At 66.3% G+C, this 25,531-nt stretch carries 22 protein-coding genes; 12 read left to right on the plus strand and 10 right to left on the minus strand.

Annotation, left to right across the window (positions count from 1 at the left end):
* Window positions 1-13: 13 nt before the first annotated feature.
* Window positions 14-883: a cold-shock protein gene (locus C8J39_RS19225; RefSeq protein WP_056490084.1), complete on the minus strand. Its 870-nt coding sequence runs from the start codon at window positions 881-883 to the stop codon at window positions 14-16.
* Between the two features lie 302 nt (window positions 884-1,185).
* Here C8J39_RS19225 and C8J39_RS11590 point away from each other — a divergent pair, with 302 nt between their 5' ends.
* The 6 genes from C8J39_RS11590 (at window position 1,186) to C8J39_RS11620 (ending at window position 6,985) form a co-directional block, all read left to right on the plus strand.
* Window positions 1,186-1,806, plus strand: a complete 621-nt coding sequence (locus tag C8J39_RS11590; RefSeq protein ID WP_056063589.1) for a ribonuclease D — start codon at window positions 1,186-1,188, stop codon at window positions 1,804-1,806.
* Window positions 1,806-2,459: an LPS export ABC transporter periplasmic protein LptC gene (lptC, locus tag C8J39_RS11595; RefSeq protein ID WP_056063592.1), complete on the plus strand. Its 654-nt coding sequence runs from the start codon at window positions 1,806-1,808 to the stop codon at window positions 2,457-2,459. The genes C8J39_RS11590 and lptC overlap by 1 nt, the downstream gene beginning before the upstream one ends.
* A gap of 5 nt (window positions 2,460-2,464) precedes the next feature.
* Entirely contained in the window at window positions 2,465-3,013 is a 549-nt protein-coding gene (locus C8J39_RS11600) for an LptA/OstA family protein (RefSeq protein WP_120300643.1), read from the plus strand.
* Window positions 3,014-3,147: 134 nt separating this feature from the next.
* The gene (gene lptB, locus C8J39_RS11605; RefSeq protein WP_056063598.1) at window positions 3,148-3,930 is read left to right on the plus strand and encodes an LPS export ABC transporter ATP-binding protein; all 783 of its coding nucleotides are present in this window, start codon (window positions 3,148-3,150) and stop codon (window positions 3,928-3,930) included.
* Between the two features lie 102 nt (window positions 3,931-4,032).
* On the plus strand, window positions 4,033-5,532 hold the full coding sequence (rpoN, locus tag C8J39_RS11615; RefSeq protein WP_120300644.1) for an RNA polymerase factor sigma-54: 1,500 nt from the start codon (window positions 4,033-4,035) through the stop codon (window positions 5,530-5,532).
* A gap of 61 nt (window positions 5,533-5,593) precedes the next feature.
* A complete protein-coding gene (locus C8J39_RS11620) occupies window positions 5,594-6,985 on the plus strand; it encodes a DUF418 domain-containing protein (protein ID WP_120300645.1) in 1,392 nt (463 codons plus the stop codon).
* 11 nt (window positions 6,986-6,996) lie between these two features.
* Here the strand turns inward: C8J39_RS11620 and C8J39_RS11625 are convergent, their stop codons facing one another.
* On the minus strand, window positions 6,997-7,995 hold the full coding sequence (locus C8J39_RS11625; RefSeq protein WP_120300646.1) for a ligase-associated DNA damage response exonuclease: 999 nt from the start codon (window positions 7,993-7,995) through the stop codon (window positions 6,997-6,999).
* 91 nt (window positions 7,996-8,086) lie between these two features.
* Between C8J39_RS11625 and lepB the strand changes: the two genes are divergently transcribed.
* Window positions 8,087-9,025: a signal peptidase I gene (gene lepB, locus C8J39_RS11630; protein WP_165895233.1), complete on the plus strand. Its 939-nt coding sequence runs from the start codon at window positions 8,087-8,089 to the stop codon at window positions 9,023-9,025.
* Window positions 9,026-9,168: 143 nt separating this feature from the next.
* Here the strand turns inward: lepB and C8J39_RS11635 are convergent, their stop codons facing one another.
* Window positions 9,169-9,774, minus strand: a complete 606-nt coding sequence (locus C8J39_RS11635; RefSeq protein ID WP_120300647.1) for a hypothetical protein — start codon at window positions 9,772-9,774, stop codon at window positions 9,169-9,171.
* Window positions 9,775-9,867: 93 nt separating this feature from the next.
* Here C8J39_RS11635 and C8J39_RS11640 point away from each other — a divergent pair, with 93 nt between their 5' ends.
* The 3 genes from C8J39_RS11640 (at window position 9,868) to C8J39_RS11650 (ending at window position 14,947) form a co-directional block, all read left to right on the plus strand.
* Complete coding sequence (locus C8J39_RS11640; protein ID WP_120300926.1) at window positions 9,868-12,291, plus strand: ligase-associated DNA damage response DEXH box helicase; 2,424 nt, start codon at window positions 9,868-9,870, stop codon at window positions 12,289-12,291.
* A 362-nt stretch (window positions 12,292-12,653) separates the two neighbouring features.
* Entirely contained in the window at window positions 12,654-13,478 is an 825-nt protein-coding gene (locus C8J39_RS11645) for a retroviral-like aspartic protease family protein (RefSeq protein ID WP_243650043.1), read from the plus strand.
* Between the two features lie 59 nt (window positions 13,479-13,537).
* On the plus strand, window positions 13,538-14,947 hold the full coding sequence (locus tag C8J39_RS11650) for a M20/M25/M40 family metallo-hydrolase (RefSeq protein ID WP_120300927.1): 1,410 nt from the start codon (window positions 13,538-13,540) through the stop codon (window positions 14,945-14,947).
* A gap of 397 nt (window positions 14,948-15,344) precedes the next feature.
* On the opposite strand, the gene C8J39_RS11655 is transcribed toward C8J39_RS11650, so the two are convergent.
* Complete coding sequence (locus C8J39_RS11655; RefSeq protein WP_120300649.1) at window positions 15,345-17,318, minus strand: potassium transporter Kup; 1,974 nt, start codon at window positions 17,316-17,318, stop codon at window positions 15,345-15,347.
* A 124-nt stretch (window positions 17,319-17,442) separates the two neighbouring features.
* Here C8J39_RS11655 and pdeM point away from each other — a divergent pair, with 124 nt between their 5' ends.
* The gene (gene pdeM / locus C8J39_RS11660; RefSeq protein WP_120300650.1) at window positions 17,443-18,105 is read left to right on the plus strand and encodes a ligase-associated DNA damage response endonuclease PdeM; all 663 of its coding nucleotides are present in this window, start codon (window positions 17,443-17,445) and stop codon (window positions 18,103-18,105) included.
* A gap of 156 nt (window positions 18,106-18,261) precedes the next feature.
* Here pdeM and msrA read toward each other — a convergent pair whose 3' ends face one another.
* The 4 genes from msrA to pabB form a co-directional block, all read right to left on the minus strand.
* Window positions 18,262-18,921, minus strand: a complete 660-nt coding sequence (gene msrA / locus C8J39_RS11665) for a peptide-methionine (S)-S-oxide reductase MsrA (protein ID WP_120300928.1) — start codon at window positions 18,919-18,921, stop codon at window positions 18,262-18,264.
* Window positions 18,922-18,985: 64 nt separating this feature from the next.
* Entirely contained in the window at window positions 18,986-19,135 is a 150-nt protein-coding gene (locus C8J39_RS18785; RefSeq protein WP_165895232.1) for a hypothetical protein, read from the minus strand.
* A 210-nt stretch (window positions 19,136-19,345) separates the two neighbouring features.
* A complete protein-coding gene (locus C8J39_RS11670) occupies window positions 19,346-20,545 on the minus strand; it encodes a pyridoxal phosphate-dependent aminotransferase (RefSeq protein ID WP_120300929.1) in 1,200 nt (399 codons plus the stop codon).
* A gap of 50 nt (window positions 20,546-20,595) precedes the next feature.
* A complete protein-coding gene (gene pabB, locus C8J39_RS11675) occupies window positions 20,596-22,368 on the minus strand; it encodes an aminodeoxychorismate synthase component I (protein WP_120300651.1) in 1,773 nt (590 codons plus the stop codon).
* A gap of 80 nt (window positions 22,369-22,448) precedes the next feature.
* On the opposite strand from pabB, the gene C8J39_RS11680 reads away from it, so the two are divergent.
* Window positions 22,449-23,108 carry an MBL fold metallo-hydrolase gene (locus C8J39_RS11680; protein WP_120300652.1) on the plus strand — a complete coding sequence of 220 codons (660 nt, stop codon included), beginning with the start codon at window positions 22,449-22,451 and terminating at the stop codon, window positions 23,106-23,108.
* A gap of 256 nt (window positions 23,109-23,364) precedes the next feature.
* On the opposite strand, the gene C8J39_RS11685 is transcribed toward C8J39_RS11680, so the two are convergent.
* Window positions 23,365-24,990 carry a M28 family metallopeptidase gene (locus C8J39_RS11685; RefSeq protein WP_120300653.1) on the minus strand — a complete coding sequence of 542 codons (1,626 nt, stop codon included), beginning with the start codon at window positions 24,988-24,990 and terminating at the stop codon, window positions 23,365-23,367.
* Complete coding sequence (locus C8J39_RS11690) at window positions 24,987-25,430, minus strand: MAPEG family protein (RefSeq protein ID WP_120300654.1); 444 nt, start codon at window positions 25,428-25,430, stop codon at window positions 24,987-24,989. Before C8J39_RS11690 ends, C8J39_RS11685 begins: the two co-directional genes overlap by 4 nt.
* Window positions 25,431-25,531: the final 101 nt, after the last annotated feature.

The following is a 25,531-nucleotide window of genomic DNA, read 5'->3' on the forward strand; positions in this document are numbered from 1 at the left end:
AGTCAGACAGCTATCAGCCGCCTGCGCTCAGGTTCACTGCTGCGTACTTGCCGCGACGATCGACCTCGAGCTCGAACTCGAGCTTGTCGCCCTCGTTCAGCGTCGACATGCCGGCGCGCTCGACGGCCGAGATGTGGACGAATGCGTCAGGCTGTCCATCGTCGCGCTGGATAAAGCCGAAGCCCTTCATCGCGTTGAAGAACTTGACCGTACCAGTCGCCTTCTCGCCGGTGAGCTGACGCTGTGCGCCACCTGCACCACCGTCACGGTCGCGATCGCCACCACGGGGTGCGCCCGGGCCGGCATCACGGTCACGCGGCGGGCCGCGATCGGTGACGGCCATCGGCTCGCCATCGATCTTGAGGTCGGTTGCCGAGATACGGCCGCCGCGATCGACGAGCGTGAAGCCGAGCGGCTGACCCTCGGCGAGAGCAACCATGCCGGCCTGCTCGACGGCGCTGATGTGGACGAACACGTCCTCGCCGCCGTCATCGCGAACGACGAAGCCGAAGCCCTTCTGCGCGTTGAAGAACTTTACGACGCCCGTGCCTTCGCCGACGACCTGGGGAGGCATGCCGCGACCACCGCCGCCGCCGCCACCGCCCGAGAAGCCGCCGCCACCGCCGCCGCCGCGGTAACCACCGCCGCCGCCGCCGCTGCCGCCACCGAAGCTGCTGCCGCCGCCGTAGCTGCTGCCACCGCCGCCACCGTAGCTCGAGCCACCGCCGCCGCCATAGCTGCTACCGCCGCCGCCGCCGAACCGATCGCCGCCACCGCCAAAGCTGCTGCCGCCGCCGAACTCGTTGTCGCCGCCGCCGAAGCTGTCGCGCTTGTCGCGGCCACGCCCGCCACGGTTCCCGCGGCCACCTTTATCGAAACCCATAAGCTCTGTTCGTCTTCCCGGTTCGCCCGCAAATTTCTCAAAACCCTTGTGCCGGACGACGAACGCAGGTTTTCCAGCGCGAAACCTTTTGCGCCTTGAGGGGACCCTTAGCGCAAAATACAAGCCGTCGCGAATAGATTCTGATCCGAGGGCGCTCGATTTGGATCGATACTGGCGCAAGTGTCGCGCGCCAGCCACGACTCGTCGCATCGACGATCGCAAAGCCTTCTTGTCGCCTGATTCGGATCGGTGACGCATATAGAGGCATTGAGCGTTAAGCTTCGGGCGGCTACGGCCGGCGCATGACAGTTCATCTCCACGAAGGCGACATTCCCGCCGACCTGTTCGCGGCCGGCGCCGCGATCGCCGTCGATACCGAGACGATGGGGCTGATCACGCCCCGCGACCGGTTGTGCCTCGTCCAGCTTTCCGATGGCGGCCCCGACGAGCACCTCGTCCGATTCGCCGCAGGTGCCGGTTACGACGCACCAAACCTGAAGGCCCTGCTGGCCGATCCGGCACGCGTGAAGCTCTATCATTTCGGCCGGTTCGATATCGCCGCGGTTCAATATTATCTCGGCGTCGTCGCGGCACCGGTATATTGCACCAAGATCGCCTCGCGGCTGGTGCGGACCTACACCGATCGTCACGGCCTCAAGGAAATCGTGCGCGAACTGCTCGGCCAGGACATCTCGAAGCAGCAGCAGTCGTCGGACTGGGGCAGCCCCGAACTGTCCGAGGCGCAGAAGGATTACGCGGCGTCGGACGTGCGCTTTCTCCACCGGCTGCGGACCGAGCTCGACAAGCGATTGATTCGCGAAGGCCGGATGGAGCTCGCGCAGGCGTGCTTCGACTTCCTGCCGACTCGTGCCGCGCTCGACATCGCCGGCTGGCCCGAAATCGACATTTTCGCACACGCTTGATGGACGTTCCGCCCCCCTCACCCGTCGCCCGTCGCGTCCGTAGCGCGCGACAGGACTGGGCCGCGCCGGGCGGCAGCCACGATCGGTTCGTGGCGATCGCCCGCGTCGGCCTGCCGACCGCGATCGGCGTGCTGGCGGCGTTCCTGGTGATGGCGCCGCTGACGGCGGGCGGCGACGTGTCGTTCCTGCTCGACAAGAACAAGGTCGACGTCGCGCAGGAGCGGATGAAGACGCAGGTGGCGCGCTATCGCGGTGAGGACACGAAGGGCCAGGCGTTCACGCTCGACGCGGCCTCGGCGATCCAGAAGAGCTCGGCCGAGCCGATCGTCCAGCTCAACCAGCTCGCCGCACAGATCCAGCTGACCGACGGCCCCGCCAACATCAAGGCGAACACCGGTCGCTACGACATGGATACCGAGAAGGTGCAGCTGTTCGGCCCGCTGAACGCCACTGCGGCGGGCGGCTACGACCTGAAGACCACCAACGCGACGATCGACATGAAGGCGCGCACGCTCGAAAGCGGCGGGGCGGCGACCGGCACCGTCCAGCAGGGGACGTTCAGCGCGAACAAGCTGCGCGCGAACCTGGAAGAGCGGACCGTGACGCTCGATGGCAATGCGCGCTTGCGGATCATCCCCAGAGGGCCGAAATAGCCGCCATGCGCGCTCCCCACATCCTTGCAGCCCTGTCTGCCGTTCTGCTCTCCACGACCGCGGTCGCGCAGCAACCGCACAACTCCAACGCCCCGATCAATTTCGGTGCGGATCATATCGAGCTTCAGGACAAGGCGAACCGCGCGATCCTGTCGGGCAACGTCGCGGTCAAGCAGGCCGAGATGACGCTGAACTCGGCGCGAATGACGGTCGCCTACACCGGCCAGGTGATCGGCGGGAACCCGCAGGTGTCGCGGCTCGACGCGTCGGGCGGCGTGATCGTCAAGCGTCCCGACCAGACGGCCAGAAGCCAGTACGCGATCTACGATCTCAACCGGCGCGTCATCACGATGCTCGGTGCGGTGACGCTGACGCAGGCGGGTAACACCGTGAACGGCGGGCGCCTGACGATGAACCTCGACACCGGGCGGTCGGTGATCGACGGGTCATCGGTTGCAGGTGGCAGCGCGGGCGGATCGGCAGCAAGCGGTGGCACGGTTACGCAGACCGGCGGCCGCGTGACCGGCACCTTCTCGGTCCCCAAGCGCAACTGAGCGCGTGAGCATGTCGCGAGGGCTTCCCTCAGACGGCGCGCTCCTGCATGTTTCCTGCCAATCGTCTGCCGAGCGTTCGGCGGCACCATTCATGCCGAGTGTTCGGCGACTGATTATTGCGAGGGCCTGATCCCATGGACGCCACCACGCTGCCCCCGATCGAGGACGTCGCCCCGATTTCCGAGCCTCCGGTGAACAACGGGCTCCAGGTCGTCTCGATCGCCAAGTCGTACGACAAGCGCGTCGTTCTGACCGACGTCTCGGTGTCGGTCGGTCGTGGTGAAGTCGTCGGGCTGCTCGGGCCGAACGGCGCGGGCAAGACGACGTGCTTCTACTCGGTGATGGGCTTGGTGAAGCCGGATTCGGGCCGCATCATGCTCGACGGCGAGGACATCACGAAGCTGCCGATGTACCGGCGCGCGATCCTGGGCCTGGGCTATCTGCCGCAGGAGACGTCGATCTTTCGCGGGCTGACGATAGAGAAGAACATCCTCACCGTGCTGGAGCTGTCCGAGCCGGACAAGGCGGCGCGGCAACGCAAGCTCGACACGCTGCTGGAGGAGTTCGGTTTGACTCGGCTCCGTGCTGCACCGGCGATGGCGCTGTCGGGTGGCGAGCGGCGACGGGCGGAAATCGCCCGCGCGCTGGCGGCGGATCCGTCGATCATGCTGCTCGACGAGCCGTTCGCCGGCATCGATCCGATCTCGATCGCCGACATCCGCGATCTGGTGAAGGACCTCAAGCGCCGCGACATCGGCGTGCTGATCACCGACCACAACGTTCGCGAGACGCTGGAGATCGTCGACCGCGCCTACATCATCTACGACGGCCGGGTGCTGTTCTCCGGCTCGCCCGAGGAACTGGTCGCGGATGCGAACGTCCGGCGCCTGTATCTCGGCGAAGGCTTCTCGCTTTAACCCGATGGATACGCCCCTTTCTCCGTTCGCCCTGAGCGAAGTCGAAGGGCTGCCGCGCGAGCCGGTGCTTCGACTTCGCTCAGCACGAACGGAAGAGGTGTCATGAGCCTCGCCCCTCGCCTGGACATCCGCCAGTCGCAATCGCTGGTGATGACCCCGCAGCTCCAGCAGGCGATCAAGCTGCTGGCATTGTCGAACCTGGAGATCGAGGGATTCATCGCCGAGGAAGTCGAGCGCAACCCGTTGCTCGAAGCCAGCGCTGCCGAGGATAACGACGCACCCGACCGCGAGCCCGTCCCCGAAGTCCGCGATGAACGCGTCGCAGCCGACGAACTCGTTTCCGGCACCGGCGCAGGCGACGAACCGACGCTCGACGTCGACTACGCCACCGAAAGCCACCAGCAGGACAGCGTCGCCGACGGCGGCAGCGGGATGGACGGCGCGCTGTCGATGACCGGCGCGAGCGCGGGGGGAGCGGGCGGTGAAGACGGCCCCGATCTCGACGCGTTCGCGGATATCAGCCTCAGCCTCGCGGACCACCTGCTCGCACAGGCCGGGCCGGCGATCCCTCGCGAGGACGCCTTCATCGCTGCGCACCTGATCGACCAGATCGACGAGGCGGGATACCTGACCGTGTCGCTGCTCGACATCGCCAACCGGCTCGGCGTGCCGCTGGTGCGTGTCGAGGGGGTGCTCGCGACGATCCAGACGTTCGATCCGACCGGCGTCGGCGCGCGCGATCTTTCAGAGTGCCTCGCGTTGCAGGCGAAAGAAGCCGATCGCTACGATCCGTGCATGGCGCGGTTGATCGACAACCTCGACCTGCTTGCGCGCGGCGAACTGACGCGGTTGAAGCGGATGTGCGATGTCGACGACGAGGACATGGCCGACATGATCCGCGAACTGCGCGGTTATGATCCGAAGCCGGGGTGCCGCTATGGGGGCGAGCCGGCGCAGTCGGTGACGCCGGACCTGTTCGTGGCGCGGACCAAGGCGGGCTGGGCGATCGAGATCAACGCCTCCACGCTGCCGCGTGTGCTGGTGAATCGCAGCTATTACACCGAATTGTCGGGCGGGCAGCAGGACAAGGCGTCGAAGGCTTGGCTGTCGGATTGCCTCGCGAGCGCGAACTGGCTGGTGAAGGCGCTCGACCAGCGCCAGCGGACGATCATCAAGGTCGCGACCGAGATCGTGAAGCAGCAGGAGGCGTTCTTCCTGAAGGGCGTCGCGCATTTGCGGCCGCTGACGCTGCGCCAGGTGGCGGACGCGATCGAGATGCACGAATCGACCGTCAGCCGGGTCACGAGCAACAAATACGTGTCGTGCGCACGCGGGCTGTACGAACTGAAATACTTCTTCACGAGCGCGATCCAGTCCGCGGACGGCGGCGAGGCGGTATCGGCGCAGGCGGTGAAGTCGGCGATTCGGGCGCTGATCGATACCGAGGGTGCGAAGATCTTGTCGGATGACACGCTAGTGGAGTTACTTAACGGCAAAGGCTTCGACATCGCGCGCAGGACCGTCGCCAAGTACCGCGAAGCCTTGGGCATCGGAAGCTCCGTACAACGCCGCCGGGCCCGTACATTAGAGGGCGCCGGCTAGACTTGCCTTTCCTTGATATGGGCCTAGCGTCGGGTTTGTCATCTCGGGGGGGCCCAAAACGATGTACGACCAAGCCATACGCGACGTAGGCGCTATAGACGCTGAGCCAACGATACTTCAGGCGACGGAGCCCGATGGCGCGCCGCGTATCGCGGTTCTCGACATCCTCCGGGGGATCGCGATCCTGGGCATCTTGTTCATGAACATCAACGACATGGGCGGCTCGCTCTGGGCGATGTTCGGCGATTTTCGGAATCTTGGCTGGACCCACGCCGACCAGGTCGCGTGGTGGCTCCGCGAAGTGATCGCGAACGGCACCGCGCGCTGCATGCTCGAACTGCTGTTCGGCGCGGGGATGGTGATCCTCACCGATCGCGCCGCACTCAGCCTCGGCAAGCGAGTCGTGATGAAGCGCTATTATCTCCGCAACGTGCTGCTGCTCGGGTTCGGCGTCGTCCACCTCTTCATCCTGTTGTGGCCCGGCGACATCCTCCACAGCTATGCGATCGCCGCGTTGGCCGCGTTCCTGTTCCGGCGCATGCGCCCGCGCTGGCTGATCACGATCGGTCTGGTCGCCGCCGTCGCGCAATTCGGTGGCGCAGGATATTTCGCCTATTACCAGCCGCTCCAGGAGCGATCGCAGGTCGCTGCGGTCAACAAGGCGCTTGCGGCAGGTCGCCCCGTAACCGCGGACGATCGAAAACTGCTCGCCAAGGCCGCAACCGACGACGCCAAGCGCGCGAAGAGCAAGGCCGAAAGCCATGCGAAAATCGTCGCGGAGGACAAGGCGCGTACCGGCAGTTTCGCGACTTGGGCCGCGATGCAGTGGAGCGTCACGGTCACGCTCCAGTCGCAGGGGTTCGAGCTGATCGTCTTCTGGGAAGCCGTCAGCGTGATGCTGATCGGGGCCGCACTCTACAAGCTCGGCATCCTGCAAGGCTTGCGGTCGCGCGGATTCTACCTGCGCATGACTCTGATCGCCTATGCGGTCGCCATTCCGCTGCGCATCATTGGCGCGATCGAGCAGACGCGGTTCGACGATGCGCCGAAGACGATGTGGGCAACCGTCGAAGTCGCGCGCGAGGCGATGACGCTCGGCCATGTCGGCGCGGTATGCCTGCTGCTCGGCACGGGGTTCGGTGCCACGCTGTTGCGACCGTTCATCGCGGCCGGGCGGACCGCGCTGTCGATCTACATCCTGCAGACGATCATCTGCCTGTGGATCCTGTTCCCGCCGTTCGGCCTTGCCCTGTACGGCACGCTCGGTTGGGCCGGGCTCATGGCGACCGCGCTGGCGATCAACATCGCGCTGTTGCTGCTCGCCAACGCCTATGTGCGGCGGTTCGATATCGCCCCGGTGGAATGGGCATGGCGCTCGCTGGTGGAGGGACGCGCGCTGCCGTGGCGCAAAGCGACGTTGCCGCCCTTCTCCGGAGAATTACGCCCGGCGTGAGGTCCGAGGGCTCAGTCGTCCTCGTCCTCGAACCCCACGAGCGCAAGCGCGCGCGCCTTGACCTGGCGGGTCATGCACCAGTGGACCAGCGCATCCTCGCGGCCGTGCGTGACCCAGACTTCACGTGGTGCGATCTCGGTGAGCGTAGCGATCAGTTCGTCCCAGTCGGCGTGATCGCTGAGGATCAGCGGGAGTTCGACGTTCTTCTGGCGTGCACGGCCCCGGACACGCATCCAGCCGCTCGCCATCGCGGTGATCGGGTCGGGCAGCCGCCGCGACCAGCGATCGTTGAGTGCACCCGGCGGGCACATCACGACATGCCCCGCCATGTCCGCCTTCTTCGCATCGGCGACCGGCAGGAGTTCGCCAAGCCTCACGCCGTGCTCCGCGTACAGGTCGCAGAGACGTTGCAGCGCGCCGTGGATGTAGATCGGTGCCTCGTGGCCACGTTCGCGCAGTTCGGCGATCACGCGCTGCGCTTTGCCGAGCGCGTAGGCGCCGACGACGACGCAGCGATCGGGGTTGGCGTGCAGCGCTGCGATCAGCTTGTCGATCTCGTCGCCGGTGTCGGGGTGGCGGAACACGGGCAGGCCGAACGTCGCCTCGGTGATGAAGACGTCGCATTTGACGGGCTCGAACGGGGTGCAAGTAGGGTCGGCGCGGCGTTTGTAATCGCCCGAGACGACGATCCGTTCGCCGCGATAGTCGAGCACGATCTGTGCGGAGCCGAGGACGTGGCCGGCAGGGACGAAGCCAATGTCCACCTCTCCCATCCGGATGGTCTCACCGTACGCGACAGGGTGGCCGGCTTGCGGGCCGTAGCGCGCATCCATGATCGCGAGCGTCTCGGGTGTGGCCCAGACAGCTTCGTGGCCGCCGCGGGCGTGATCGGCGTGGCCGTGGGTGACGAGCGCCTTGGCGGTCGGGATCGAAGGGTCGATCCAGGCGTCGATCGGCTTGACGAGAATGCCGTGCGGATGCGGTTCGAGCCAGTCGCCAAGTTTTGCCATGCCAGTACTACGCGTGAACCGGGTCCGCGGTGCCAGCATTGTCTCGCGCCCAGTGTCCCGTACGATGCGCGCGCTCACCGGGGGATGTCGCATGAACGATACGTTAGAAGACTCGGTCGACCGGCGAAGCGTGCCAGCACGGGTAGGCGTCGCCGCGCTCAACCTGATCCTGCCCGGACTTGGGCTGATCCGCGTCGGAGATCGGCGCGGCGCGGCGCTGACTTTCATGGCGCAGTTCGCACTCGCCGCACTCGTGACGTTCGGGTTGGGGCACCTTCCCATCACAGGTTACGGTGTCGCGGTAGCGGCGCTGGTGCTGGTCATCGCGTTGTTCGGTGCCGTTTACGTCGTGCCGATCATGCTCACATGGCGCAAAAGCAGGCTTCGCGGCCCCAAACCTTGGTGGTCGCGCTGGTATGCGCTGGCGCTGATCGTCGTGGTCGTGCTGGGCCTTTGGGAACGCGTGCCGCCGATGATGCACCATTTCTACAAGCCGTTCTTCGCACCGTCCGACAGCATGGCGCCGACGATCGGCAGCGGTGATAAGTTCGTCGTCGACATGCGCTGGCGTGGGCCGCCGAAACGCGGCGCCGTGATCGTCTTCCAGGCGGCCGACAGCGTCCGGGTCAGTCGGATCGCGGCGATCTCGGGCGACAGGATCGCGATGCGCGCTGGCCTGCTGATCGTGAATGGGGGCGCGGTCGCGCAGCACACCGAAGGTAGGGTGATGGTCGACGATATCGAAGGCCGACATCCTGCAACGATTCTAACGGAACGCCTGCCGGGAGAGCGCTCCAGCCATCGCATACTCGACACGGATACGTCGCTGTTTGACGACACGCGCGAGGTTACTGTTCCGCCGGGCCATATCTTCGTGCTCGGCGACAATCGCGATCGATCCGCCGACAGTCGCATGCCGGTCGAGCAACAGGGCGTCGGGATGGTGCCGGTCACGGCGATCATCGGAGAGGCGATGTATATTCACTGGAGCCGCGATCACGCGAAGATCGGCAACCGCCTCGACCGCTGAATCGGGAAAAGGTGTCGGTAATCTAGCTCTTCGCTCTCTGGAAGCGAGGTTGGGGCGGGTCTGGTTCCGCTTGGTGGGGTGAGGGTGGCTCGAACGGGCCTACCCACCCCCAGCCTCTCCCTTTCAGGGGGGGAGAAGAAGGGTCAGCGTCGCCGGCCGACCTTTATCGTTGCGAGGATCGCGTCCATCTTCGCCGCGGCGACCGCCTGGGTGGGCGCAGTGCGCGGCGGCGGCGGGGCGGCCTTTGTCGTGTAGGTGATGCGGTCGATCGTGTAGCAGGCGCCGTTGATGACGCTGCGCAGATTGATCGCGCTGACCTGCTGGCTCATGCCCGCATCGCCATTGGCGTAGGCCGTCCAGCGATGGCCGCCGAGCATCCTATCGGGCAGGCGCCGGCCACTTCCCGAGTTCATCCCCTGTGTGCCGCAGGTCGCCACGACCGCCGTGCTACGGCTGAAACCGACCTGGATCATCTCGGTCACCTGGCCCTGCCCGTCGGTCGGCTTGGCGACCTGCCAGAAGCGGACGATACCGACGCCGCGGCCGACCGGCTTGCCGTCCCACATCTGTCGCCACCCGCTGTTCATCAGCGCGCGACCCGCGAAGTTGCGCGTCGGCGTGAGGTTCGAGGCATGCGAGAGCCGGACCATGCCGCCGGCGCCGAGGAACGACTTGGTCTGCGCCGTGGCGTTGGCGAAGGGAAGAAGCGCGAGTAACGGCAGCGGCAGAAGGTAACGAAAAAGCGACACCGACGGATCTTTCCTAACAGAGCTTTGACCGAATTGCCGATCGTTACGCGCGCGGTCCATAGCGGTGCGGCGCGACGCCCCCATATGACGACGATGCGTGAACAGGCCGTGAGCGACCTCCCCTCCCCCTTGGAAAACTGGTTTGCCACACGGGGTTGGCGGCCGCGGCGGCATCAACTGGAGATGCTGGCGGAAGGCCGTGCTGGGCATCATGCGCTGCTGGTCGCGGCGACCGGCGCGGGCAAGACGCTCGCCGGGTTCCTGCCGACGCTTGCCGAGCTGATCGAGGCCCCGACCACCGGACTCCACACGCTCTACGTATCGCCACTGAAGGCGCTCGCGGTCGACGTCCAGCGCAACCTGCTGACGCCGATCGACGAGATGGGGGTCGATATCCGTGTCGAGACGCGCACCGGCGATACGCCGTCGGACCGGAAAGCGCGGCAGCGGATCAAGCCGCCGCAGATCCTGCTGACGACGCCCGAATCGCTGTCGCTGCTGCTCAGCTACCCGGACAGCATCACGATGTTCGAGAACCTCCGGACGATCGTCGTCGACGAGGTGCACGCGTTCGCGACCGGCAAGCGCGGCGACCTGCTCTCGCTCTGCATGGCGCGGTTGCAAAAGATTTCGCCGGGGATGCGCCGCGTTGCGCTGTCGGCGACGGTCGCGGATGCCGACGGCTATCGCGCGTGGCTCGCGCCCGACGGCGATATCGACCAGGTCGCGATGGTCCGCGGCGAGGCGGGTGCGGAGCCCAACATCGCGATCCTGCTGCCCGAGGGTCGCGTGCCGTGGTCGGGGCATTCGGGCCGCTATGCCGCCGCGCAGGTGATGGCCGAGATCGAAGCGCACGAGACCTCGATCGTGTTCTGCAACACGCGCAGCCTGGCGGAACTGATCTTCCAGGATCTGTGGAAGGTGAATTCGGGCAATCTGCCGATCGGCGTCCATCACGGCAGCCTGGCGAAGGAAGCGCGCCGGAAGGTCGAGAACGCGATGGCAGAGGGCAAACTGCGTGCGCTGGTCGCGACGTCTAGCCTCGATCTCGGGGTCGACTGGGGCAACGTCGATTGCGTGATCCAGATGGGGGCGCCGAAGGGTTCGTCGCGGCTGTTGCAGCGGATCGGCCGCGCCAACCACCGCCTCGATGAATCCTCGCAGGCGATCGTCGTACCGGGCAACCGCTTCGAATATCTGGAGGCGCGTGCGGCGCTCGACGCGGTCGAGGCGGGTGAACTCGATGCGGATATCTTCCGCGTCGGGGCGCTAGATGTCCTCGCGCAGCACGTGATGGCGTGTGCATGCGCGGCCCCGTTCCACGAAGTTGCGTTGCTCGACGAGATCCGCTCCGCCCTCCCCTATTCCGCACTGCCGACCGAAACATTCGAGCGCGTGCTGCACTTCATCAGCGACGGCGGCTATTCGCTGAAGGCGTATGACCGGTTCAAGCGGCTGACCAAGGACGCGGACGGGACGTGGCGCGTCAGCCACCCCAAATTCATCGGCCAGCACCGGCTGAACGCGGGCATCATCGTCGAGGCGACGATGCTCAACGTACGGTTCGGCAATGGCCGCGTGCTCGGCCGCGTCGAGGAGGCGTTCGCGGCGCAGTTGAGCCACGGCGACACGTTCTTCTTCGCAGGGCTCAGCCTGGAGGTGATGAAGATCGACCTCGAGGACCTCGTCGTGCGTGCGACGTCTAAGCCTGCGCGCATCCCGACTTACGGGGGCAGCCGGATGCCGCTGTCGACCAACCTCGCCGACCGCGTCCGCGGGTTTCTCGCGCATCCCGGTGAGTGGGCGCGCTTTCCCGACGACGTCCGCGAGTGGCTGGAGATGCAGGCGTATCGATCGGTCATGCCCGAGCCCGGCCAGCTGCTGGTCGAGACGTTCCCGCGCGAGGGGCGGCATTACATGGTCGCGTACAGCTTCGAAGGCTGGAACGCGCACCAGTCGCTCGGCATGCTGATCACGCGGCGGATGGAGACGCAGGGGCTGAAACCGCTTGGCTTCGTTGCCAATGACTATGCGCTGGCGGTGTATGGGCTGGAGAAGATCGTCGATCCGGCGGCGTTGTTCTCGGCAGATATCCTCGAGCATGAGTTCGTCGAATGGGTGCAGCAATCGCATCTTTTGAAACGCGCGTTTCGCGAGGTCGCGGTGATCGGCGGGCTGGTCGAACGGCAACATCCGGGCAAGCGCAAGACCGGCAAGCAGGTGACGTTCTCGACCGACCTGATCTACGACGTGCTGCGCAAGTACGAGCCGACGCATCTGCTGCTGGAGGCGGCGTGGGCGGATGCGCGCGCGCGGATGACCGATGTCGGGCGGTTGGCGTCGCTACTCGACCGTGCCGCGGCGACGATGGTGCATGTCGACCTGGAGCGCGTGACGCCGCTCGCGGTGCCGGTGCTGACGCTGATCGGGCGCGAAAAGATCTCGACGAACAGCTCGGACGACGCGCTGCTGATCGAGGCGGAAGCGATGATCGCCGACGCGATGCGGCCGGATTGAGGGCGCCTCACCCCGCTGAAACGGCACCACCCCGGCGAAGGCCGGGGCCCAATTGGAAAGGTGGTCGTAACGGAGCACTGCCCTCCATTAGCAACGTCCCCCAATTGGGCCCCGGCCTCCGCCGGGGTGGTACGGTTTATAGCGTCGTCCGTTCCTAACAAGGACCGTTGCGTATCCACCAAATCAGGCGCAGCATTTGCAGCATGCGCAGGTGGCTAGCCCCTCTACTGCTAGTCATCGCCGCCCAAGCCAGCGCTCAGGACGCAGCATCTCGACGCCCCAATGCTGCACCTCCGCCCAGCGCAGCATCCGCAGCAGAACCAGACCCCGCCACGCTCCTGTTCGGTGACGACCAGGCCCGCATGACGGTGCCGGTCACGATCGCCGGCGCAGGACCGTTCGCGTTCGTCGTCGATACTGGCGCCCAGCGGACCGTCATCGCGCGCGAACTCGCCGCAACGCTAGGCCTGGCACCAGGCCGCATCGTCCGCGTGACCGGCATGACCGGATCGAGCGCTATCGGCACCGTCGTCATCCCCTCGCTGAAGGTCAGCGTGATCGGCAGCGCGGCGATCGAGGCGCCGGCGATCAGCGCGATCAATCTCGGCGCGCGCGGGCTGCTCGGAATCGATGCGTTGCAGGCTCACGCGGTGGGAATCGACTTCGACACCAACACGATGACCGTCACGCCCTCGCGCAAACGGCAGAGCCGCGAGCGCGCGGCCCCCGACGAGATCGTCATCCGAGCGCGCAGCCTGTTCGGGCAGCTCGTCGTCACCGACGCCTATTGCAACGGCATCCGCATCCGCGTGATCCTCGACACCGGCACCTCGGTCAGCATGGCCAACGGCGCGCTCCGCCGGAAGGTGACGCGCAAGGGACTGGGCAGCGCGGGGTCATCGCAGCCGGTGTCGCTGACCGGGGTCACCGGCGAGACCGTGGTCGCCGACTATACCACGATCGACCGCGTCACGATCGGCAGCCTGACGCTAGGCGACCTCCCCGTGGCGTTCACCGCAGTCGATGCACCGCCGTTCCGCCTGTTCGGCCTTGCCGAGCGGCCCGCGATGCTGCTCGGGATGGATGTGCTGCAGTTGTTTCGCCGCGTCGACATCGATTTCGCCAACCGCGAGGTACGGCTCACCTTGCCACGCGAGACGCGCCGTCGTGGCGAGCTGCGCCGCTGAGGTTGCGTCCGGGTGCGTTCGCTGCAACTCTCCCGCCGGAAACGAAAAAGGGGATGACGATGCGCGCGACTGGCTGGCTACTCACGGCGGCAATCCTGACGACCCCTGTGACAACGGCGCTTTCCGCACAAGCGCAGTCGCGGCCCGACCAGAAGGCGTTCCTGGGGCTCTACAAAGAGCTGGTCGAGACCAACACGACGCTGTCCGCTGGCAGTTGCACGCAGGCGGCGGCGCAGATCGGTGCGCGGTTGAAGACGGCGGGCTATGCCGATGCCGACCTCACCTATTTCTCGGTGCCCGAGCATCCCAAGGACGGCGGGCTGGTCGCGGTGCTGAAGGGATCGGACGCGTCGATCAAGCCGATGCTGCTGCTCGCGCATCTCGACGTGGTCGAGGCCAAGCGCGAGGACTGGGTGCGCGATCCGTTCAAGCTGATCGAGGAAGGCGGCTATTATTACGCGCGCGGCACCGTCGACGACAAGGCGCAGGCGGCGATCTGGTCCGACGCGATGATCCGCTTCAAGACCGGCGGCTACAAGCCGAAGCGGACGATCAAGCTGGCGCTCACCTGCGGCGAGGAGACGACATTCGCGTGGAACGGCGCGCAGTATCTGGCGAAGTCGAAGCCCGACCTGATCGCAGCGGAGTTCGCGCTGAACGAGGGCGGCGGCGGGCGGCTCGACGATAACGGCAAGCGCCAGTTGCTCGCAATCCAGGTCGGCGAGAAGGCGGCGCAGAACTACACGCTTCTTGCCACCAACCCGGGTGGGCACAGCTCGCAGCCGATACCCGAGAATGCGATCTACGAGCTCGCCGATGCGGTGAAGGCGGTGCAGGGCTACGAGTTTCCGGTGAAGTTCACGGACACGACCAAGGCGTTCTTCGCGGCGAGTGCCAAGGCGATGCCGGGCGAGATGGGGGATGCGATCACGAAGCTGCTCGCGAACCCCGCGGACAAGGCGGCGGATGCGATCGTCAGCCGCGACAAGGCGATGCATTCGACGCTGCGGACGACGTGCGTGGCGACGTTGCTGAACGCAGGTCACGCGGAGAACGCGTTGCCGCAGCGCGCGACGGCGAACATCAACTGCCGGATCTTTCCGGGTGAGACGGTGGAAGGCACGCTCGTCAAGTTGAAGGAACTGGCGGGGGCGAAGGTGACTGTGACGGCGAACCAGCCGGTGCGGCCGACTGCGATCCCGCCGACGCTCGATCCGAAGATCATGGGGCCGGTGACGAAGGTCGCTGCGAAGCACTTTCCGGGGCTGCCGATCCTGCCGTTGATGTCGACGGGGGCGACGGACGGGATCTTCTTCGAGGCGATCGGGATCCCGGTTTATGGGGCTCCGGGGGTGTTTATCGACAAAGACATGGGGGGGATTCATGGCCTCAACGAGCGCATCCGGGTGGCTTCGCTGTATGATGGCCGGGATTATCTGTTCGATCTGGTGAAGGCGTTTGCTGGGTGAGTGCCACGTCCCTCGCCCCTTCGGGGAGAGGGAAGGAGGAGCCGAAGGCGACGGAAGGGAGAGGGGCTTGGGGCTCGAGACCGAGCGTCCCAACGCCCCTCTCCCTTCCCACGGCAAGCGCCGCGGCCCCCTTCCCTCTCCCCGTAGGGGCGAGGGAGTTTAGACGTCCGGGTTATATGTTCGATCTGGTAGAGGCGTTCGCTGGGTAACGAGGCCTTCCCTCGCCCCTTCGGGGAGAGGGAGGGAGGAGCCTTAGGCGACGGAAGGGAGAGGGGCTTGGGGCTCGGGACGGTGCGTCCCAACGCCCCTCTCCCTTCCCACGGCAAGCGCCGCGGGCCCCTTCCCTCTCCCCGGAGGGGCGAGGGAGTACGTGCTAACCGTCCGCCCCGCGCTCGGCTTACACTGTGACCTGTTCGCCTAGTTCGAGCACCTTGCCGGGGGGGATCTTCAGGAAGTCGGTGGGGTCGCTGGCGTTCCTTTGCAGGAACAGGAAGATTCGGTCCTGCCAGGGCGGCATGCCCTTTTCCGCGTCGGGTTTCAGCGTGTTGCGGCCGATGAAGAACGAGGTGCGCATCGGGTCGAGCCCGAGCTGTTCGGTCTTGTTGCCGACGCCGAGATCGCGGGGCACGTCAGGGGACTCCATGAACCCGTAGGTCAGCACGACGATCGAGAAATTGTCGTCGACGCGTTCCACCTTCGCGCGCGACGCTTCGTCGACGAACGGCCGGTCGGCGGTGCGGATGCTGACGATCAGGTTGCGCTCGTGGAGCACCTTGTTGTGCTTGAGATTGTGCAGCAGCGCACCCGGGGTCGCGTGCGGGTTGCCGGTCAGGAACACCGCGGTGCCCGAGACGCGCTCGGGCGGGCGCTTCTCCAGCGCGGAAGCGAGATCGCTCAGCGGGATGCTCTGGCGCTTTTCGAACGCGCTCACGATCTTCTTGCCGCGCACCCAGGTGAAGATGATCAGCCCGATCGCGGCGGCGATGACGAGCGGTACCCAGCCGCCCTCGATCACGCGGAGAATATTCGCGCCGAAGAAGATCAGGTCGAGCGTCAGGAACGGCAAGATCGCGGCGAGCGCCAGCGGGCGCGACCAGTTCCAGCGGTGCCGGACGACGATATAGGCCAGCAAGGTGGTTACGACCATCGTGCCGGTCACCGCGATGCCGTACGCCGCCGCCATCGCCGACGACGTCTTGAACTGCACGACCAGCACCAGCACGCCGATCAGCAGCAGCCAGTTGATCGCGGGGAGATAGATCTGGCCGGCAAACACGGCTGAGGTCTGGCGGATGCGCAGGCGGGGGAGCAGACCGAGCTGAATCGCCTGCTGTGTCAGCGAGAACGCGCCCGTTATGACCGCCTGGCTGGCGATGACGGTCGCGAAGCCGGCGAGGATGATCAACGCCGGTCGCAGCGATTCGGGCGCCATCAGGAAGAACCAGTCCTGATTTACGAACGGCACGCCGCGCGCCGCCGCGTCCTCGAGCCGCGACAAGGCGAACGCGCCCTGGCCCAGGTAATTGAGCGCAAGCGCCGGGAAGACGAGGAAGAACCAGCCGATGCGGATCGGCAGCTTGCCGAAATGGCCCATGTCGGCGGTCAGCGCCTCGGCGCCGGTGACGGTCAGGAACACCGCGCCGAGCACGAACAGCCCGGTGACGCCGTGCGTGGCGAGGAACGAGATGCCGTAGGTCGGCAGGAACACGCGGACAATCGAGGGCTCGTCGGCGATGTGCCAGATGCCGAGCGCACCGATCGCCACGAACCAGAGGATGCAGACCGGGCCGAACAGCTTCGATACCTGCGCCGTACCGCGCGACTGGATCAGGAAAAGCCCGATCAGGATGGCGATCGTCAGCGCGCGGACGACGCCTTCGTTGAAAATGTGCGCCGCGCTCGGGATCGTCCGCAGGCCTTCCATCGCGGAGAGCACCGACAAGGCGGGCGTGATGATCGCATCACCGTAGAACAGCGACGCCCCCGCCGCGCCGAGCACGATCGCGATCCGCGACCGCATCCCCAGCGCGCGACGGGCGAGCGCGGCCAACGCCAGCACGCCGCCCTCGCCCTGGTTGTCGGCGCGCATCAGGAAGATGACGTATTTGACGGTGACGACGAGGAACAGCGACCAGAGCGCGAGGCTGAGCACGCCGAGGATCTCGCTGGGATCGATGCCGCCCGCCGACGTCTGGCCCAGCGCCTCGCGGAACGCGTAGAGCGGGCTGGTGCCGATATCGCCGAACACCACGCCGATCGCGCCGACGGTTAAGGCGGCGAGGGCGGGGTGCGGATGCAGATGCGCCGCCGACAGATCGCCAGGCGTTTCCGGTACAGCGGCAGTTTGGGGTGTTCCGGCGACGGACGTCATGGCGCGAAGAGCGCTCCTCCTGAGGGGACGGCGCGCTTTACGCCGATTGGGGGCATGCGCAAGTCCTGCCGGTTTCGGGCAATGGCGGGTTGATTCACCGGGCGGGCACCGGCATGGCGGGCAGATGGTTCCCTTTTCGTTCGGCGGGCATGCGCTTCTGGCGTTGGCGCAAGGCGCGCTGTTCTGGCCGGAGCGGCGTGCGCTGCTGGTCGCCGACCTGCATTTCGAGAAGGCGAGCTGGTTCGCCAAGCGCGGCCAGATGCTTCCGCCGTATGATTCGATCGCGACGCTGGCGGATCTCACTGCGCTGGTCGCCGCAACGGGCGCGCGCGAGGTCTGGTGCCTCGGCGACAGCTTTCACGACAGCGACGGCTGCGAGCGGTTGCCGCAGCGCGCGCAGGACATGCTACGGGCGATGACCGACGGGACGCGCTGGACGTGGATTACGGGCAATCACGATCCGGCGATTCTCGATCGGTGTGGCGGAGAGGTTGTGGACGAGGTGGTCGTTGACGGGCTGGTGCTGCGGCACGAGGCGGATCGGGCGGAGACGCGGCCGGAACTGTCGGGGCATTTCCATCCGAAGCTTCGGTTGCGCGTGCGGGGGAAATCGGTGGGGCGGCGGTGTTTCGTGGCGACGGCGACGAAGCTGATACTGCCGGCGTTCGGGTCGCTGACTGGCGGGCTGGACGTGGACCATCCGGAGATCGTGCGTGCGGTCGGGGTTGGGGCCGAGGCCATGGTGCCGGTGGCGGACCGGATGCTGCGGTTTCCGGTTGCTGCCTGAGGCCTGTCGCCGGGCAAGTAGATAAACCACCACCCCGGCGGAGGCCGGGGTCTAATTGCGGGCGGTTTATAACGGAGGTTCGTCCGCCGTTACTTCAACCTTTCCAATTGGGCCCCGGCCTTCGCCGGGGTGGTGGCCGTCCTAAGAAGGTCGCCCTCAGCTCGAAATCGTCGGGAACGCCGCGCGGAAGGCGGCAACCTTCGGCTTGTCCCACATGACGACATACGGATGCGTCGGGTTCCGGTCGTAGAAATTCTGGTGATACGCCTCGGCCGGATAGAACGCGCCGGTCTCAAGCTTCGTCACAATCGGCCCCGAGAACGCATGCGTGGCACCGAGTTGCGCGATGTAAGCCCGCGCGACCTGCGCCTGCGCCGGCGACTGGGGGAAGATCGCAGAGCGATAGCTGGTGCCACTGTCCGGGCCCTGCCGGTTCAACGTCGTCGGATCATGCGCGATCGAGAAATACACGCGGAGCAACGTGCCGTAGCTCACCACGCGGGGGTCGTAAGCAATCTTGATCGCTTCGGCATGCCGCGTCGTCTCGGCGGAGACCTGGTCATAGGTCGCGGTTGCCTTGGTACCGCCGGCATAACCGGTCGTGACGGCCTTCACGCCCTTCACATGCTCGAACACCGCTTCCATCGTCCAGAAGCAGCCGCCCGCTAACACCGCAGTCTGGATACCGGGCGCGGCGGGAAGGTCTGTCTTGACGGCGGGGATGACGACGGCGCGGGCGCCTTGCGCGGTGCCGGTGGCAATAAACGCACCGGCGATACCGATGGCGGCGAGCGTGGCGAGAAGCGGCTTTTTCATGCTTTGATACATGGGGTTGCCGCTCGTGTTCGCTAGGCCATCGTCGCTGTTATCAGATGGGCTGTTATCGCACGGTGGCGGAGACGCTGTGCTCGAAATGGCTGGCGAAGGTCTGGCGGGCTTCGGCGGGCTGGAGTGCGAGCAAGCCGATGGCGCCGAGGACGAAACCGCCGCTGAACTGCCAGAAGAAACTCGACTTTACGATGCTGCGCATGATGCGATCCCAATGAAACCCAGTGATGGCGCCGACCGGATAGGTCAGCGTCAGTTACGGACCGGCATGTCGTAGAGATGCCGGCCAACCACAATGTCGTTTTTAGAAACTCTCGATTAACGCGCCGTGGCCGATGCGTTCATCGTGCAGCAGGCATCGCCCGGCAGGGTTGCCGGAAGATGTCGCCGCGTGTCTCGATTGTTGCCGACGTTATTTCAGCGCGGCGCAGGCCGTCTGGATGCGCGTGCAGGCCTCGCGGAGTAGCGCGTCCGAGGTGGCGTAGCTGATCCGGAACGCCGGCGAGAGGCCGAACGCGGCGCCCTGGACAACGGCCACCTTGGCGTCGTCGAGCAGATAGCCGACCATCGCCTCGTCAGTGTCGATCAGGCGGCCGTTCGGTGTCGTCTTGCCGATCAGTTCCGCGAACGACGGGTAGACATAAAACGCGCCTTCCGGCGTCGGGCAGTGCATGCCGTCGATCTCGTTGAGCATCGACACGACCAGGTCGCGACGGCCCTGGAACGCGGTGTTGCGCTCGGCGAGGAACGACTGGTCGCCGTTCAGGGCGGCGACAGCGGCGGCTTGGGCGATCGAGCACGGGTTCGAGGTCGATTGCGACTGGAGCTTGGCCATCGCCTTGATCAGCCACGATGCGCCGGCGCCGTAACCGATCCGCCAGCCGGTCATCGCATACGCCTTCGAGCAGCCATTGACGGTCAGCGTGCGGTCGAACAGCTCTGGGCACGCCTCGGCGATGGTCGCGAACTTGAAGCCGTCATAGACGATGTGCTCGTACATATCGTCGGCGAAGATCCACACATGTGGGTGCCGCGCCAGCACCGCGCCGAGCGCCTTCAGCTCGTCGATCGTGTAGCCCGCCCCCGTCGGGTTCGACGGCGAGTTGAGGATCACCCACTTGGTCTTCGGCGTGATCGCAGCATCGAGCGCCGCGGGGTCGAGCTTGTAGCCGACCTCTGGCCCTGCCTTCACGATCACCGGCACGCCACCGGCGAACTGCACGACGTCGGGATAGCTGACCCAGTACGGCGCGGGGATGACGACCTCGTCGCCCGGATCGATCGTCGCGACCATCGCATTGAACAGGGTGTGCTTGCCGCCGACGTTCACGCTGATCTGGTCGGTGGTGTAGGTGAGGTTGTTGTCGCGCGCGAACTTCGCGACGATCGCCTGCTTCAGCTCGATCGTGCCGTCGACGTTGGTGTACTTGGTCTTGCCGTCACGGATCGCCTGGATCGCGGCTTCCTTCACGAAGTCCGGCGTGTCGAAATCGGGTTCGCCCGCGCCAAGCCCGATCACGTCGACACCTGCGCGCTTCAGTTCGAGGACGCGGCTGGTGATCGCGAGCGTCGGCGAGGGGCTGATGCGGCCGAGCGCGGCGGATGCGTGCATGGTGTAACCTTTGCGGTTGTCCGCGAACATCGCCGCGGAATTCGCGGGCGCTATACGCGCCGATCGGTCGAATTCGCAACCGTAACGATGCCGGGAATGAGCCCGCGGACCGCATTTCCGATGAAGAATCCGGCGGTCAGGTCGGCTCGGGTCAGCGGGGCCTCGATCGCGCGGCCCGATTCGAGGAGGTCGGCGCGGAGAATGCCTGGGAGCAGGCCCGAATACTGACTGGGCCGTAGCGGCGGCGTTACGAGCGCATCTCCACGCTGCACGAACAGCGACGTGAAACTGCCTTCGGTAAGGAAGCCTTCTGCGTCCTCGAACACGACCTCGAACGTCTCCGCGGCTTTCCGCGCGTCGTCGTAGAAGGCGCGGGCGCTCGTCTTGTGGCGGAGGCGGAAGTCGGTCGCGGCGACGGGGAGCGGGACAATCGCAACGGTTGCTTGCGCAGGCGAGTGCGGGAGCGGTGCTGCCTCGATCGCGATCGCGCCGGACGGGCTGAGCAACAGACGGATGCGGCGGGGTCCGCGCAACCGGAAGGTGGCAGCCTGGAGTTCGTTGCGCGCGGTGTGGCGGTCGAAGGTGAAGCCCAAGGCCTCTGCGCTCGCCTTCATCCGCGCGAGATGCGCTTCGAGGCGGGGCAGGCCCTCGTCGGGGTCGAACGCCATCGTTTCGATCAGGTCGAAGCGGCGCTGGCCGGCGGAAACGAACGCGCCCTTGGCATGGCATTCGTCCCATTCGGCGTCGCCCACGCTGTCGGCGACGATGCCCGAGCCGAGACTCATCGTCGCCGCGCCGTCCTGGATCGCCAATGTGCGGATCGCGACGTTGAATATCGCATCGCCGTTCGCGTCGAAACGTCCGATCGCGCCGGTGTAGATGCCGCGAACGCGCGCGTGCTCGACCTCGGCGATGACCTCCATCGCGCGTTGTTTCGGCGCGCCGGTGATCGAGCCGCACGGGAACAGCGCGGTCAGGACGTCGACTGCGTCGCACTCGGGCTTCAGCGTCGCAGTGACGGTCGAGGTCATCTGGTGGACGGTCGGATAGGTCTCGACGGTGAACAGGTCGGGCACCGTGACCTGGGTGGCGACGCGCGACAGGTCGTTGCGCATCAAGTCGACGATCATCAGGTTCTCGGCGCGCTGCTTGGGGTCGGCGGCGAGTGTTTCGGCGAGCGCGCGATCGGTGTCGGGCGTTTCGCCTCGCGGTGCGGTGCCCTTCATCGGGCGGCAGGTGAGGGTTTCGCCGTCGAGCGCGAAGAAGAGTTCGGGGGAGAGCGACAGGAAGCGCGTCTCGCCGGTGTCGATCAGCGCTCCGTATCCCGCCTTCGCCTGACTCCGTAGCCGGGCGTAGAGCGCGAGCGGGTCGCCGACGAACGGCACGGTGGCGGCGAAGGTGAGGTTGGCCTGGTAGATGTCGCCCGCCGCGATCAGGTCGAGCACGCGCGACAGGTTGGCGTCGTAGCTGTCGCGGTCGATCAGCGGCTCGGGCGCACCAGTCCACGCGCCGGCTGGGTCGGGGAGGAGGGCGGCAACGTCTTCGGGTGCGATCGTCCGGTACTCGGCGAACAGGCCGAACCAGAGCAGCGGGCCTTCGGTGCGGACGTCGACGGGCTTCGATGCAAGCGCGGCGCCGGCTTCGTAGGTGAGGTAGCCGGCAGCGTGCAGGCCTTCCTTGCGGGCGTAGCGAAGTACATCGAGTGCGGGGGGGATTTCGGCGAGCGTATCGGCGCGGACGATCCGGAGGGGATCGCGGTACAATCGCGCCGGGGCGCCTGCCGCGCGGGCGTCATCGAGCAACACGTAGGGCGCGGTCCACATCGACGCGACTGTTGCACGGAGCGCGAGGCAAACCGCAAGCGGCGATTGCTCCTAGGGGCGCGCTATCCTATTTCGAGGGCATGACAAATCCACCACTCCGCGCCGCCATCGTGCCCGTTACGCCGATCCAGCAGAACTGCACGATCATCTGGTGCACCGCGACGATGAAGGCGGCGGTGATCGATCCGGGCGGCGACCTGCCGCGGATCATGGCGGCGGTCGAACAGGCGGGGGTCACAGTCGAGAAGATCCTGCTGACGCACGGCCATATCGATCATGCTGGCGGTGCGAAGCGGTTGTCGAACGACCTTGGCGTGCCGATCGAGGGACCGCACGAGGCGGATCGGTTCTGGTTGCAGCGGCTCGACCAGGACGGGCCGAAATACGGGATTTCGGGGGTCAATTTCGAACCCGACCGGTGGCTGGTCGAGGGTGACACGGTGTCGGTCGGCGACCTCGTGCTCGATGTGTACGAGACGCCGGGGCATACCGAGGGGCACGTGATATTCCATCATGCGCCATCGAAGTTCGCGCAGGTGGGGGATGTGCTGTTCCAGGGGTCGGTCGGGCGATCGGACATGCCTGGGGGGAATCATGAGACACTGGTGAAGTCGATCGTCGAGAAGCTTTGGCCGCTGGGGAGCGATACGAGCTTCATTCCGGGACATGGACCGGCGAGCACGTTCGCGCATGAGCGGGCGACGAACATGTTCGTTAGTGATGGGGCTTTGGCGGAATAGCCTCGGCTTGCAACCCTAGCTGTTCCCCCGCGGAGGCGGGGGCCCAGACTCAACCAAGGGAGGTACGCTTGGCTCCTGGGCCCCCGCCTTCGCGGGGGAACAAGAAACAGAAGTACCAGCATTCAGCGGCCCCACCCCGGCGAAGGCCGGAGCCCAGTTGGGGGAAGAGGTTTGGCTGAAGTCGCGCTCCGTTATTGCCACCTTTCCAACTGGGCCCCGGCCTTCGCCGGGGTGGTTGCGAGCGTGAGGGTTGCGTTTACTTCCGCTCCCCCACCGTCTCAGCCCGCACCGACTTGAACTCCGACCCGTCGCGCCACTCGGGCCACATGCGGCTGTTCGCCAGCTTCGTGCCGATTGTCTTGAACAGGTCCACATCCTGCGCCGCGCCGCGCAGGTCCCAGTCGGCGCCCCACGCGTCACACGTCTGGTGATAGCATGTCATATAGCCGTCGAGCCAAGCCTGCCCCGCGGTCCGGCCGCCCTTGACCAAATCGGGCGCGCCGCTGATCGCCATCAGCAGCAACGTCGGCACGCCGCGCCGCGCGACCGAGAAATGGTCGGCGCGGTAGAACAGCCCGCGTTCGGGGAGCGCTTCGGGCGTCACGACGCGGCCTTGCGCCTTCGCGGCATCGCCGAGCATGTCCTCGAGGCTGTTTTGGCCGGCTCCGACCAGCATGACGTCCTTCGCGGGGCCTGCCGTCTGGAGGATGTCGAGCGTCAGATTGGCGACCGTCTTGGCGGCCGGATAGACCGGGTTTACCGCGTAGGTCTCCGAGCCCAAAAGCCCCCGCTCCTCGCCGCTCCACAGCGCGAAGACGAGGCTGCGGTCGGTGCGGGGGGCCTTGGCGAAATTGCGCGCGAGTTCGAGGACGCCCGCCACGCCGAGACCGTCGTCGTTGGCGCCGGGGCGGATGGTGCGGCCCTGCGCATCGGGCGCGCCGATCCCGTAGGCGTCCCAGTGCGCGCCGAACATCACGACCTCGTCCGCGTGCTTCGTGCCGGGAAGCTTCGCCAGCACGTTCTGGCTCACGGCGGTGTCGTGCTTGACCGGCAGATCGGTGGTGAACGCCTGCTTCAGCGCGACCGGGCGGAAGTCGCTCCGCCGCGCTGCCTTGCGCAACGCCGCCAGGTCGAGGCCGGATGCGGCGAACAACCGAGTCGCTGCGCCACCCTCGAGCCAGCCCTGGAGCATCACCCGCGATTCGGGATCTTTCCGGACGATGTCGTAATTCTCGCCGGCGGGGGCGGTGACGGTGTTCCAGCCGTACCCCGCGCCCGCCGTGTCGTGGACGATCAGCGCGCCGACCGCGCCACGCCGCGCGGCCTCCTCGTATTTGTACGTCCAGCGACCGTAATAGGTCATCCGGCGATCGCCGAACTTGCCCTTCGCATCGTCGCCAGCGACCGCCTCGAAATCGGGATCGTTGACGAGGAACACGGCCACCTTGCCCTTGAGGTCGAGCCCCTTGAAGTCGTCCCAGCCGCGCTCGGGCGCGCTGACGCCGTAGCCGACGAACACCATCGGCGCGTTGGCGATGGCGACGCGGTCGACGCCGCGGACTGTGCTGAGATACACATCGCGCCCCTGCACCAGCGCGGTGTCGCCAGCACGGACGGTACCCGAGCCCATCCGGGTGTGGACGAGCGGCACGGGTTGCGTCCAGCTGCCGTTCGGGCCGCCTGGTTGCGCCTTCATCGCCTTGAACTGTGCGATCAGCCAGGCGATCGTCTTGGTCTCACCCGGCGTTCCGGGCGCCCTGCCCTCGAACGAGTCGGAGGCGAGCGTCTTCACGTCGGCGGACAGTCGCTCGGACGAGACCTGTGCGACGGCTGGCGATGCTGCCAACAGGGTTGCCGCCCCAAGCAAGCGAAACGCGCTCATGCCTGCGACCCCGACGGCACGACCTGGAACGTCTTTGCGGACGGCACGCTGTTCGCCTGATACGCGATCGCCAGCGCCCAGCCGGCCAGCAACGCCATCAACGCCCAGGTCGCCAGCGCACCCCCGGCCCGCGGCACGCTCGACGACGTGCGGTCCATCCCGAACGCATGCGCGATTCGCGCGATCACGAACACCACGCCGGCGATCCATAGCCACAGCGTCGATCCGCCGGCCAGTTCGATCAGCCCCATCAGGATCAAGATGAACGGCGCATATTCGGTGAAGTTGGCATGCGCGCGCATCCGCGCCTGCAAGCGCTGGTTACCGTCGTCGCCGATCAGCACGCTCTCCTTCACGCGCATCGGCACGATTCGGAAGGCGAGCCACAGGTTGACGACGGCGGCAGCCGCGGCGATCGTCAGCGTTACGGGTAATATCACGGCGTTGCCCCTCGAATATCAGGTCTTTTGTCAGCCGCATGCCCTGCCACTCGAGACCAAGGGTTGCAACGTGGGGGGCGGAAGCTTGCAACGCGGGGTGA

The organism is Sphingomonas sp. PP-CC-1A-547 (assembly GCF_003610375.1).
Lineage (GTDB): Bacteria > Pseudomonadota > Alphaproteobacteria > Sphingomonadales > Sphingomonadaceae > Sphingomonas.